The organism is Pseudomonas sp. TH37 (assembly GCF_016650735.1).
GTDB classification, from domain to species: Bacteria; Pseudomonadota; Gammaproteobacteria; order Pseudomonadales; family Pseudomonadaceae; genus Aquipseudomonas; species Aquipseudomonas farris.
On the sequence record NZ_JAEKFD010000011.1, the window covers coordinates 80,430 to 93,153 of the forward strand.

Below are 12,724 nucleotides of genomic sequence, written 5' to 3' on the forward strand. Positions count from 1 at the left end.
CTTAAGCCTTAGCGCATATCGCGTTCGACACCAGACAGACTCGCCTGGAAAGCCTCACGCGCAAACGAGCGCTCCATATAATCAAGCAGCGGCTTGGCAGGCCGCGGCAGTTCAATACCCAGAATCGGCAATCGCCAGAGTATTGGTAATAGGCAGCAATCCACCAGACTTTGTTCCTCACTGAGGAAAAACGGCTTGTCGGCAAACAACGGCGACACGCCTGTCAGGCTTTCGCGCAGCTCTTTACGAGCCACGACACGGGCTGCTTCCTTGGTCCGCGAATCCAGAATCAAATCCACCAGACCACACCAGTCACGCTGAATGCGATGAATCAGCAGACGACTGTTGGCACGCGCCACAGGATAAACCGGCAGCAATGGCGGGTGCGGGTAACGCTCATCCAGATACTCCATCACCACGGTCGACTCCCACAACGCCAGGTCACGATCGACCAGGGTGGGTAGACTTCCGTAAGGGTTCACCTCAATCAGTTTAGGCGGCTGGCGACCAGCTTCCACGTAAATGATCTCGGCGCTGACACCCTTCTCTGCAAGTACGATGCGCACTCGGTGGGAATAGTGGTCGGCGGGGTCGGAGTAACAGGCCAACCGATTGGTCACGCCCATGGCGGTCCTCCTCGCTTGTTGAAATTATCGGAAACGGAAAAACACGCGCGCCCAGAGGGCGCCTCCCGTAACGCCTGGATCACCAGACTCGTTACACCTTCAGAGACGCCCCTGGGCGCGCGCGATTAACAGCAATGGCTTACAGCTTTATCAATGGACGTCTTTCCAGTATTCACGCTTGAGCAAGTAAGCGAATACGAAGAAGAACGCCAGGTACAGCAACACATAGGTACCGATGCGCTGATGCTGCAGCTTCACCGGGTTGGCCGAGTAGGCCAGGAAGGTCACCAGGTTCTTGACCTTCTCGTCGAACTGCTCTTCGTTCAGCGTGCCGGTTTTCGGCAATACAGTCAGTTGATCGCAGGCTTCATGGGTCAAAGCGGTGCCGGTCAGCGGATCGTATTGCTTCTTGCCGTCTTCGACGATTTGAACTTGCTTACAGCCTACCACCTGACGACCCTGTAGGCCGACCAGAACGTTAGGCATGCCGACGTTCGGGAACACCTTGTTGTTCACGCCCCAAGGACGCGACGGGTCTTCATAGAAGGAACGCAGGTAGCCGTAGAGCCAGTCTGTGCCACGAACACGAGCCACCAGCGTCAGGTCGGGCGGCGCCGCACCGAACCAGGTCTTGGCATCAGCCGGCTGCATGCCGATGTTCATGTGATCGCCAATCTTGGCGCCGGTGAACACCAGCTTCTCGAGCATCAGCTCATGAGGAATGCCCAGGTCATCGGCAACACGCTCGTAGCGCTGGAACTTGGCGCTGTGGCAGCCCATGCAATAGTTGGCGAACGTACGTGCGCCGTCCTGCATGGCAGCCTTGTCAGAAACGTCGATATCGACCTTTTCCAGCTCCGGGCCACTCGATGTCGATGCGAAAGACAGTACAGGCATCGCCGCAAGAATCATTACAGCAAATAGCTTTTTCATCAGCCAGTCACCCTTTCCGGAACCGGTTTGGTCTTCTCGAGCCTGGTGTAGAACGGCATCAGAATGAAGTAGGCGAAGTACAGGAAGGTACACACCTGCGACAGCAACGTACGGCCTGGCGTTGGTGCCAGAACACCCAACACACCCAGGATCACGAACGAGATGCAGAACACCCAGAGCCAGATCTTGCTCAGCCAGCCTTTGTAGCGCATCGACTTGACCGGGCTGCGATCGAGCCACGGCAGGACGAACAGCACAGCGATGGCCGCGCCCATGGCGATTACGCCCAGGAGCTTGTCCGGAACCGCCCGCAGAATCGCGTAGAACGGTGTGAAGTACCAGACCGGAGCGATGTGCTCAGGCGTCTTGAAGGCGTTCGCCACTTCAAAGTTCGGCTTCTCGAGGAAGTAGCCGCCCATTTCCGGGAAGAAGAATACGATCGAGCAGAAGATGAACAGGAACACCACCACGCCGACGATATCTTTCACGGTGTAGTACGGGTGGAAGGCAATGCCGTCCAGCGGTACGCCGTTTTCGTCTTTGTGCTTCTTGATGTCGACGCCATCCGGATTGTTCGAACCGACTTCGTGCAGCGCCAGAATGTGCACCACCACCAGACCGAGGATCACGATCGGCAGCGCAACCACATGCAAGGCGAAGAAGCGGTTCAGGGTAATACCGGAAATCAGGTAGTCACCACGAATCCACTGGGTCAGGTCGTTACCGATGACCGGGATCGCACCGAACAGCGAGATGATCACCTGGGCGCCCCAGTAGGACATCTGGCCCCACGGCAGCAGATAACCCATGAAGGCCTCAGCCATCAATGCCAGGTAGATCAGCATGCCGAACACCCACACCAGCTCACGCGGCTTCTGGTACGAACCGTAAAGCAGACCACGGAACATATGCAGGTAAACGACGATGAAGAACATCGAAGCACCGACTGCGTGCAACATGCGCAGGATCGAGCCGTGCTCGACGTCGCGCATGATGTATTCGACGGAAGCAAACGCTTCTTCCGCCGACGGGGTGTAGCTCATCGTCAGCCAGACACCGGTAACGATCTGGTTGACCAGAACGAGCAGTGCGAGGGAGCCAAAGAAATAGAAGAAGTTGAAGTTCTTCGGGGCGTAGTACTTGCTGAGATGGTCTTCCCACATTTTGGTCGCGGGGAAGCGCGCATCAACCCAATCCATGAACTTGCTCATCACGCTTTCTCCGTATCGACGCCAATGACAATGATGTCATCGGTCTCATAGGAATGCGGGGGAACTGGCAGGTTCAAAGGCGCAGGTTGCGACTTGTAGACGCGGCCAGCCAAATCGTAATGGGAACCGTGGCAAGGGCAGAAATAACCACCTACCCAATCCTTGCCCAGGTCGGCAGGTGCCACTTCTGGACGGAAGGTCGGAGAGCAACCCAGGTGAGTGCAGATACCGATCAGCAGCAGAACTTCTGGCTTGATCGAACGCGTCTCCGGGTCGACATAGGTCGGTTGCGTAGAGTTCTTGGAGGTCGGGTCAGACAGCTGGCCCTCGATCTTTTTCAGATTCCCCAGGATTTCCTCCGTACGGCGGACAATGAACACCGGCTGGCCGCGCCACTCAGCAATCATTTGCTGACCTGGCTCGATTTTGCTGACATTCACTTTCACCGGTGCACCTGCAGCTTTCGCCTTGGCACTGGGAAACCATGACCCCACGAACGGGACCGCAGCCCCCACCGCTCCTGCAGCACCCACCACGGATGTGGCTGCTACCAAGAAGCGACGCCGGCCTGCATTCACGCCGTCATTGCTCATTCAGTCCTCTCCCATCAGCTTTGTGGCCTGTTAAATCAGGCGTCTACTAAGTAAAAATCTGAACTTATAAAAATTTTGCCGAATGGTAATGAAAAGCCCCAATTCTGACAAGGTAATTACCGAGGGGCTCCACTGCCAAGCCTTGCAGTATAGGGCTTCTGCGGATGTGGCAAGTTGTCACAGCGCAATTCATTGATAAATCGCGCCCATAAAAAAACGCCCAGCTTCGCGAGGAAACTGGGCGTTCTTTTTGAACGCGAAAGCGAATTAACGCTTCGAGTACTGCGGACGCTTACGCGCTTTACGCAGACCAACTTTCTTACGTTCAACTTCACGAGCATCGCGAGTAACGAAGCCAGCTTTGCGCAGAGCGCCACGCAGGGTTTCGTCGTACTGCATCAGTGCGCGAGTGATACCGTGGCGGATTGCGCCAGCTTGACCACTTACACCACCGCCGATCACGGTGACGTAGATGTCGAACTTCTCGACAGTCTCAGTCAATTCCAGCGGCTGACGAACTACCATGCGGGCAGTTTCGCGGCCGAAGAAATTATCCAGCGAACGGTTGTTGATGGAGATGTTACCAGTACCCGGACGCAGGAAAACGCGTGCGGTTGCGGTCTTGCGACGGCCAGTGCCGTAATTTTGAGTCGCCGACATAATGAACTATTCCGTTAAAACTTCAGTTCTTGGGGCTGCTGAGCAGTATGAGGGTGTACAGCGCCCGCATAGACTTTCAGCTTACGATACATGTCGCGACCCAGCGGGTTCTTAGGCAGCATGCCTTTGACCGCGGTCTCGATCACGCGCTCAGGGGCTTTAGCGATCAGCTTTTCGAAGTTGATCGACTTGATGCCGCCCGGGAAACCGGAGTGGGAGTAGTAGATTTTGTCGGTGGTTTTAGCACCGGTTACACGAATCTGCTCGGCATTGATAACGACGATGTAATCGCCGGTGTCAACGTGAGGAGTGTACTCAGCTTTATGCTTGCCACGCAGACGGCTCGCGATTTCGGTGGCCAGACGACCCAGGGTCTGACCTGCAGCGTCGACGACAAACCAGTCGCGCTGTACTGTTTCCGGTTTAGCAGTAAAAGTTTTCATTCTTTATAGCCTCAGGGGCCGCCCTGTAAATTAGACGGCGGATCTTACTGAATAGTGCGTACTTTGACAAGTCAAAGGCAGCCGGATACAGACGCTTTCGGGGGCTCGGGTCGGCGCGTCCGTTCAACGGCAAGATTCTTCGGCGGCGGCGCATCACTTCCACTGCAGAAAGAGGTGCGCAATTATGCAGATTGCGAAAAATAATTCAACCTGCTTTTATGATTGTTTTGCCCAAGGAGCACCCGATGGACTATCGCCAGCTAGGCCGTACCAATCTGAACGTGAGTGCAATCTGCCTCGGCACCATGACCTGGGGCGAGCAAAACAGCGAGGCTGAAGCCTTCGCCCAGATCGAACGGGCCAAGAGCGCGGGCATCAATTTCATCGACACCGCCGAAATGTACCCGGTGCCGCCCAAGGCCGAAACCTACGCCACCACCGAGCGTTACATCGGCAATTACTTCAAAAGTCGCGGCGATCGCGCCGACTGGATCCTGGCAAGCAAGATCGCCGGCCCCGGAAATACCATCGACTACATCCGCGACAAAAACCTCAAGCACAACCGCGAGCACATCGTCCAGGCCGTGGATGCGAGCCTCAAGCGCTTGCAGACCGACTACATCGACCTCTATCAGTTGCACTGGCCGGAACGCAGCACCAATTTCTTCGGACAACTGGGCTACAAGCACACGAGCGAAGTCAACCTCACGCCATTGGAAGACACCCTCGAAGCACTGGACGAACAGGTCAAGGCCGGCAAGATCCGCCACATCGGCCTGTCCAACGAAACCCCATGGGGCACCATGCGTTTCCTCGCCCTCGCCGAAGCCCGTGGCTGGCCGCGCGCCGTATCGATCCAGAACCCCTACAACCTGCTCAATCGCAGCTTCGAAGTCGGCCTGGCGGAAATCGCCATCCGCGAACAGTGCGGCCTGCTCGCTTATTCACCACTGGCGTTCGGCTTCCTGTCGGGCAAATACGAAGGTGGCGCGCGTCCGCCCAAAGGTCGCCTGAGCCTCTACAGCCGCTTCAGCCGCTACTTCAATCCTCAGTCAGAGGCAGCGTGCAGCCGTTATGTGGCATTGGCTCGTGAACACGGTCTGGATCCGGCGCAGATGGCACTGGCATTCGTCACACAGCAACCGTTCGTCACCAGCAACATCATCGGCGCCACCACGCTCGAGCAACTGGACAGCAACATTGCCAGCTTCGAGCTCAAACTTTCCGACGAAGTGTTGGCTGGGATCGAGGCGATTCACCAGGATCATCCGAATCCTGCTCCTTGATTGATCTTTAGATCCAATCGCGGGCAAGCCCGCTCCCACAGGTGCAGCGCAATCCTTGTGGGAGCGGGCTTGCCCGCGATGGCGTCCGCCCAGTCACTGCAAATTACAGCGACCGCGCAATAATCTCCTTCATGATCTCATTGGTCCCGGCATAGATCCGCTGCACCCGCGCATCTGCCCACGCCCGGGCGATCGGGTATTCCCACATGAATCCGTAACCGCCATGCAGCTGCACGCATTCATCGAGCACCTTGCATTGCAGGTCGGTGCCCCAGTACTTGGCCATTGCCGCTGTCGGCACGTCGAGTTTGCCTTGCAGATGCAGTTCCAGGCAGCGATCGACGAAAACCCGGCCGATCTGGATTTCGGTCGCCATTTCAGCGAGTTTGAAGCGGGTGTTCTGGAAGTCGGCGATGGCCTTGCCGAAAGCCTTGCGCTCACGGGTGTAATCCAGCGTCCATTGCAACGCCGCTTCGGCTGACGCCAAGCCACCCACCGCGACCGTCAGACGCTCCTGCGGCAGTTCCTGCATCAGGTAAGCGAAACCCATCCCGGCCTGGCCCAGCAGATTTTCCTTCGGCACCCGAACGTCCTGGAAGAACAGCTCCGAGGTGTCCTGAGCCTTCATGCCGACCTTTTCCAGACGCTTGCCCTTGGCGAAGCCCGGCGTATTGGCCTCCACCAGAAACAGACTGGTGCCCTTCGCCCCCGCCTTCGGATCGGTCTTGGCCACGACGATCACCAGGTCAGCCAGAAAGCCATTGGTGATGAAGGTCTTCGAACCGTTGATCACGTATTCGTCACCATCTAGCACAGCGGTCGTTTTCACCCCTTGCAGATCGGAACCGGCACCCGGTTCGGTCATGGCAATCGCGGTGACCATCTCGCCGGACACCAGTTTGGGCAGGTATTTGTGTTTCAGCGCTTCACTGCCGTAATGCAGGATGTAAGGCGCCACAATGTCCGAATGAAGAGAAAAGCCGATGCCGGTCAGACCCAGGCGACCGACCTCTTCGATCACCACCGCGCTGTAGAGAAAGTCTGCCCCCAGCCCGCCGTATTCTTCCGGCAAATGCGAACAGAGCATCCCCGCCTCCCCCGCCTTGTTCCAGAGTTTGCGGTCGATATAGCCTTGTTTTTCCCATTGTCCATGGAACGGCACGGCCTCTTTTTCGAGGAACGTTCGCACGCTGTCGCGAAAAAGTTCGTGCTCGGAGCTGAACAAGGTTCTGGGGATCATGCGGCACCTGTGGTTATTGTTAGCCGGAATTGACCTTTAGAGACTAAGCCTCGCTTCCGATACAGGACACTGGACACATCCGACAAAAAATAAGACGATCCAGCCGTCTGGTGACCACTTTCCCCTATAAGAATAAAGTTGAATTATGTCTAACCAAGTCTCCACGCCCTTGCGGCGCGTCAGCATCCTGGCTATCGACCGGGTTTTCGCTTCCACCCTCATGCAAGCCAAGGATTTCTTCCATCTGGCCAGCCTGCGCTATGGCAAACAACTGGGCCACGGCCTGACACCGGCGTTTGAAACCCGGCTGGTCAGCCCCGACGGCAAACCAGTGAACAGCTTCAGCGACGTGATCATGCCGGTGGACGGCGGCCTGGAAAATGCCGACGTCATCATCCTTCCCGCCTTCTGGGACGATTTCGATACCCTCTGCAAACGTTATCCACAGGTCCTGCCGTGGCTGCGTCAGCAGCATGCACGCGGTGCCGTGTTGTGTGGCGAGGCTACCGGGGTGTTCTGGCTGGCCGAGGCAGGGCTGCTCGATGGCAAGGAAGCGACGACCTACTGGCGTTTCTTCAATGCGTTTGCCGAGCGCTTCCCGCAGGTCCAGCTCAATCAGGACAAACACCTGACTGACGCCGACAACCTGTATTGCGCCGGCGGCACCACCTCGGCCTGCGATCTCTACATTTACCTGATCGAGCGTTTTTGCGGCGCCAACGTGGCCCAGGCCGTGGCCCGCGACATTCTTTACGAAGTGCAGCGCAGCTATGCGCCGGGGCGGATCGGTTTCGGCGGGCAGAAGCTGCACCAGGACGTGATCATTCTGCAGATCCAGCATTGGCTCGAAGAACACTTCGCCGACAAGTTCCGCTTCGAAGACGTGGCCCGCGAACACGGCATGAGCATCCGCAACTTCATGCGTCGTTTCCAGACTGCTACCGGCGACAAACCGCTGCATTACCTGCAGCGACTGCGCATCGAGACGGCCAAGGGCTTGTTGTCCGGCAGCCGCAAGAGCATCAAGACCATCAGCTATGAAGTTGGTTACGACGATGCGAGCTTCTTCGCGCGACTGTTCCGCCAGCACACGGAGTTGTCCCCGAACCAGTATCGGCAGCAGTTTCAGCAAGCGGCGTAATACTCAAATCCAACACACATCCCAAGTAGGAGCGAGCCTGCTCGCGATAATGACGGCACATCCAGCATTGATGTGACTGACACATTGTTATCGCGAGCAAACTCGCCCCCACATCAAGTTTTGCGTGCGCAATTCTTTCGCTATGCATTTTCCTACGCAAAAAGCGGAATACAGAGCGCCAGAGCATTCGATTCTGCTCACAGACCCCGCCCCTTAAAAACTTCAACATCGTTCCCTAAAAACACCATCAGGGAAGATCAACAGTGACCATCGGATCAAGCTACAACTACCCGTCATTCGTAGCAAAGGAAGCCGTTCGAACCAAGCGCTCGGCTGAAAACAAATGGGCGACCCGCTTTCCGAATCCACCCGACTTGTGCTTCGACTATCGAGCTTTGGTTGAACAGGAAAACGGCATCGCCAAGGCAACTGACCCACAACATAAAATTTGCATTATTGGCGCCGGTGTCACCGGACTGACTGCTGCCAGAGAACTTTATCGTTGCGGGTTCACCCACATCACCCTCATAGAACAATCCAGACGCATCGGTGGCAGGCACCTGACCGTTCCTGGAAGCCCGCACTCGCCGATGAGCCATACACCGTTTGAAATGGGGGCCATGCGCATGCCCTTCTTCAACCGGGCGGGCGAGCCACCGACAGAGGGCCGGTCACTGATGGCTTACTACGCAAAGGCGTTCGACCTGGCGTTTTCGGATTTCGCCAATCCCGGAAGCCAGTGGGTCACCTCGACCGGCATCTATCTGCGAGAAGGCAGCATGTGCGGCGGACCGACTCCGCAGATGCTGATCTGGAAAAATGAAGATGGCCAGACACCACCTCCCGGTGAAGAACTGCAAAAAGTTTATGCAAAGTGGAAAGCCTTTGCCGATCGCATGACCCGGCACGTCGCAGAGGTTTACGCCAGCCAGGAATGGGAAGCCATGTGGGCCGCTATCGTTGAAAAATACGAGAGTGTTTCGTTTCGCGATCTGGTCAGCATGCCCGCTCTGCAAGCCTGGGATGAACGTTCACCGGGGGACTTTGGCGGAATGGGAATGTCCGCACAGGAGTCCGCGATTTTCTATGCCATTGGCATCGGCGACGGTAGCTGGGGTGCGTTTTACGATGTCTGCTCCCTTTACCCCCTGCGCACTGCCATTTTTGGATTCAGCAGCCAACTGCAATTGATCCATGGTCGGGTGGACTCAACTGGCGATCCGATAGATTCACCCTACCTGCACAACGAAGCCGTTTTTGACTCGATGGGGCTGAGTTTCGACAGACCCCGCTACATCGGGCTCTCTGCGCTGGACGAATGCCTGCTGTTCATGAAAACCGACGAAACCGGAAAGTCCTTCTACGAACACTGCCGGGAAAGGAACAACGGTTTGCTCACGGACTCCTCCGTTACAAAACTTCAAAAACTGACGAACCAGAAAACACGCGTCTACTACAACTGGAAACACAGCCAACCCGAGCAAATCCAGGAGCACTTCGATGACTTTGATTCGGTCATCATGACCCTTCCCTCGTGGCTGATAGAAACTCGCATCAAGCTTGAAAACTTCACGCCACAGATGCTGCCGTTCGAGACGATCAATGCCTACAAAACCGCGCATTGGGAAACCAGTTGCAAAGTCTTCGCACCGTTAAAAAAATCCTTCCTTTCAAAAAACAGCAAAATCCCGCAAGCCATCGTCACTGACAGTTTCATTCATGACGTCTACACCTATCGCTACAACGATAACTATAGCTATGACTGCATCCTTTTAAGTTACACATGGGAGGATGACGCCACCAAACTGGCCTCATTCACCGACAAGGAATTGGTGTACAAGTGCGCCAAAGAGCTGGACCGGATCCTCATGAATTCCGCCAACATCCAGGAGAAAATCTCTTCGTATATTGGCCTTGATCAAGCAGTGGTCCAACGTTGGATGACCGATAAAAATGCGTTGGGTTGCGCAAAGTTATACCGACCTGGCACCTACTACGACGCCGTGAGCCTGATGAAGTACAACCGGGACTTCGCGCATGTTTCAGGTCTGTATTTTTCCGGGGAGTCATTTTCAGTTGATGCCGGCTGGACCGAGCCATGCTTTCGGGGCGCCGTCGATGCGGTCATCCATATCTGCAACAAAACTGCCGCGGCCTTCCAAGGCGGTTTTTCCATGAGCGACTACCCGCACTATAACGTCGGAACCTGATCCCCCCTTCAGAGCCATGCACGGCGTGCATTGGCTCTGTCTTCGCCCCCACAAACCAAGCGCCTCGCCCTTTCATCTTGGGATACGGACTACACCCTAAACGGAAATGGCTGACTTACGCCCTCGCGCCGATTCGACTCTTATGAATACGCAATTAAACAGCGTGAATAACAATAAAAAAGAGGTCATCGGGAATGAGCGAGCCAACAAGCCCTGTTCGTGTAGCAGTCGTGCAATTCGATCCACAAGTCGGCATGAAAAATCACGAAACAAATCTGCGTCGTAGCCTGGAATTGGCTCTGGAAGCGGCAAATGATGGTGCGAATCTCATTGTCCTGCCTGAGCTTTCAAGCACAGGTTATTTCTTCAGCAGCCGACAGGATGCGTTCGAACATTCGGAGGAGGTTCCTGGCGGGCCGAGCGTGCAGAGCTGGATGGACTTTGCCCGTCAGCACAAGGTTTATCTGGTCGCCGGTTTGACAGAACGCGACGGCATGCGCCTGTTCAACACCGGCGTTCTGGTCGGACCGGACGGCTTTATCGGCAAATATCGAAAAGCTCATTTATGGAATATGGAGAAACTGTGGTTCACGCCGGGCGATCTGGGCTTCCCGGTTTTCGACACCCCAATCGGTCGCATAGGGTTGTTGATCTGCTGGGACATCTGGTTCCCGGAAGTACCGCGCATTTTGAGTCAGCAAGGCGCCGACATCATTTGCAGCCTGAACAACTGGGTCTGGACCCCGCCGCCTCTATTCGATGACGCCGGCAAGTGCATGGCGTCGTACCTGACGATGACGGCTGCTCACGTCAACAATGTATTTATTGCGGCCGCAAGCCGGATCGGCGAAGAGCGCGGTGCACGTTACCTGGGCTGCTCGCTGATCGCGGGCACCAACGGCTGGCCGATTGGCCAAGTAGCTTCAGCGGACAAGCAGGAAATCCTGTTTGCCGATATCGACCTGACCAGCTCGCGCAGCGCGCCCATCTGGAACAACCTGAACGATTTGCATCGCGATCGTCGAGCCGATCTCTACGATCAGATGCTCGGTTACACCCTGCACCCTTGTCTGCCGCGCTGATAAGGGGGCATGACTGATGGGAACCACAAATGAAAAACCGCAAAACCAGCTTGCCGCCAGATCGACGCTAGATATAACGATCATCTGGTTGATGCTCGGCACGACACTGTTAGTCATCTGGCTTTCATTCACCTACCGCATATCCTGGTCAGCCCATTGGCCAGACTACAGTCACATGGTATCGAGCCTTCCGGAGCCGAGCGCCTGGTTGCGCTGGGTCCTGGGAGACATCAGCGAGGTTGCGTTCTATAAACACGAATTCGCTTCGATCGGGCTGTTGGCAGGTGCCTATCTGGCCTACTGGGCGAATCGAACGGGAAAAGCCTGGCAAGGCTTTACCATTTGTTACGGCAGCGGATTATGGCCATGGCTCGTCACCAGTTCGTTACTGGGCCTGTTGCTGAGCAACCTGCTGTGGGGCTGGACGGTCACGGCCACCAGTTGGCAACCCACGTTTGCAGCCTTTGTTTCATTGCCGGCGGCAATGGTGCTGATGTTTGGCGGCGGCTGGAAGGTCACGATCAATGGCGCAATCATGGGCGCCGTCTTCGTCACTCCGATGTGCTTGCTGATCGTCAATTACGTCTGCAATCCCCTCGGATTGCCGGCTGTGATCGGCAATGTCACGGGCATGGCGGTCGCCAGTGTCGGCGCTTTTCTGCTCTGCCGTTACCTGCCGAGCCTGGTGAAGTCCGCCCCATCCAAGAAACCGTCCGCCCCTGTGCTCGCACCCGCCATCACCAAAACGCCTGATTATGGTGTCGTGTGGAGCCTTCGCCGGGTGTTGGCCGACTTTTCGGAAGCGCCGTTCTTTGGCAATGAATGGGCCAGTCTCGGCTTGATAGCGGGTGCCTTGCTGGCTTACACCTTGAACCCGACAAGCCCGGTGTACGGCACGGGCTTGCTGCCGCAACTGATCGCCGCGCAGGCGTTGACCTCGGCGCTAGGGGTGGTGATCTGGCGTCGGCAATGGATATTGCGCGGCTGGTATCCGACCTACGTTCCGTTGGTGTCAGTCGTGCCGGCCACCGTTCTGACGTATGGGGGCAGTTGGCAGGTCATCGCCTCAAGCGCACTGCTGGGGGCCCTGATTGCGCCACCGCTGGCGTGCGCAATTGCCAAGCGGTTGCCGGCCGACATGCATGGTTTCATCGGCAATGTACTAGCCATGGCCATCAGTACGTTGCTGATCATTCCGTTCATAGGGCTGCTGATAGCCAGCTGAAGAGTGTCGCGATTGGGCTGTATCACGGACCAGCTCCGGATACAGCCACTTCTCATCACAAGCAAATGAGGTAT

At 56.2% G+C, this 12,724-nt stretch carries 12 protein-coding genes; 5 read left to right on the forward strand and 7 right to left on the reverse strand.

The window, feature by feature from the left end; all coding sequences use genetic code 11:
• Window positions 1-8: 8 nt before the first annotated feature.
• The 6 genes from JFU11_RS23825 to rplM all read right to left on the reverse strand — a co-directional run bounded on the left by JFU11_RS23825 (window position 9) and on the right by rplM (window position 4,466).
• The gene (locus tag JFU11_RS23825; RefSeq protein WP_007905304.1) at window positions 9-626 is read right to left on the reverse strand and encodes a glutathione S-transferase N-terminal domain-containing protein; all 618 of its coding nucleotides are present in this window, start codon (window positions 624-626) and stop codon (window positions 9-11) included.
• 150 nt (window positions 627-776) lie between these two features.
• Complete coding sequence (locus tag JFU11_RS23830) at window positions 777-1,559, reverse strand: cytochrome c1 (protein WP_123719480.1); 783 nt, start codon at window positions 1,557-1,559, stop codon at window positions 777-779.
• Window positions 1,559-2,770, reverse strand: a complete 1,212-nt coding sequence (locus JFU11_RS23835; protein WP_038981622.1) for a cytochrome bc complex cytochrome b subunit — start codon at window positions 2,768-2,770, stop codon at window positions 1,559-1,561. Before JFU11_RS23835 ends, JFU11_RS23830 begins: the two co-directional genes overlap by 1 nt.
• Window positions 2,770-3,363 (reverse strand): ubiquinol-cytochrome c reductase iron-sulfur subunit, encoded by a 594-nt coding sequence (gene petA, locus JFU11_RS23840; RefSeq protein ID WP_007905300.1) that lies wholly within the window; start codon window positions 3,361-3,363, stop codon window positions 2,770-2,772. The genes JFU11_RS23835 and petA overlap by 1 nt, the downstream gene beginning before the upstream one ends.
• A 267-nt stretch (window positions 3,364-3,630) precedes the next feature.
• Window positions 3,631-4,023: a 30S ribosomal protein S9 gene (gene rpsI / locus JFU11_RS23845; RefSeq protein WP_002555064.1), complete on the reverse strand. Its 393-nt coding sequence runs from the start codon at window positions 4,021-4,023 to the stop codon at window positions 3,631-3,633.
• Window positions 4,024-4,037: 14 nt separating this feature from the next.
• Entirely contained in the window at window positions 4,038-4,466 is a 429-nt protein-coding gene (gene rplM / locus JFU11_RS23850) for a 50S ribosomal protein L13 (RefSeq protein WP_007905295.1), read from the reverse strand.
• 245 nt (window positions 4,467-4,711) lie between these two features.
• On the opposite strand from rplM, the gene JFU11_RS23855 reads away from it, so the two are divergent.
• Window positions 4,712-5,752: an NADP(H)-dependent aldo-keto reductase gene (locus tag JFU11_RS23855; protein WP_123719481.1), complete on the forward strand. Its 1,041-nt coding sequence runs from the start codon at window positions 4,712-4,714 to the stop codon at window positions 5,750-5,752.
• Between the two features lie 103 nt (window positions 5,753-5,855).
• Here the strand turns inward: JFU11_RS23855 and JFU11_RS23860 are convergent, their stop codons facing one another.
• Complete coding sequence (locus JFU11_RS23860) at window positions 5,856-6,992, reverse strand: acyl-CoA dehydrogenase family protein (RefSeq protein WP_038981619.1); 1,137 nt, start codon at window positions 6,990-6,992, stop codon at window positions 5,856-5,858.
• A gap of 244 nt (window positions 6,993-7,236) precedes the next feature.
• On the opposite strand from JFU11_RS23860, the gene JFU11_RS23865 reads away from it, so the two are divergent.
• The 4 genes from JFU11_RS23865 (at window position 7,237) to JFU11_RS23880 (ending at window position 12,650) form a co-directional block, all read left to right on the forward strand.
• Complete coding sequence (locus JFU11_RS23865; protein WP_173667540.1) at window positions 7,237-8,133, forward strand: GlxA family transcriptional regulator; 897 nt, start codon at window positions 7,237-7,239, stop codon at window positions 8,131-8,133.
• A gap of 263 nt (window positions 8,134-8,396) precedes the next feature.
• Window positions 8,397-10,343, forward strand: a complete 1,947-nt coding sequence (locus tag JFU11_RS23870) for an FAD-dependent oxidoreductase (protein ID WP_123719482.1) — start codon at window positions 8,397-8,399, stop codon at window positions 10,341-10,343.
• A 194-nt stretch (window positions 10,344-10,537) separates the two neighbouring features.
• Window positions 10,538-11,425: a nitrilase family protein gene (locus tag JFU11_RS23875; RefSeq protein ID WP_123719483.1), complete on the forward strand. Its 888-nt coding sequence runs from the start codon at window positions 10,538-10,540 to the stop codon at window positions 11,423-11,425.
• A gap of 16 nt (window positions 11,426-11,441) precedes the next feature.
• Complete coding sequence (locus JFU11_RS23880; protein WP_201121386.1) at window positions 11,442-12,650, forward strand: hypothetical protein; 1,209 nt, start codon at window positions 11,442-11,444, stop codon at window positions 12,648-12,650.
• The last annotated feature ends 74 nt before the right edge of the window (window positions 12,651-12,724 follow it).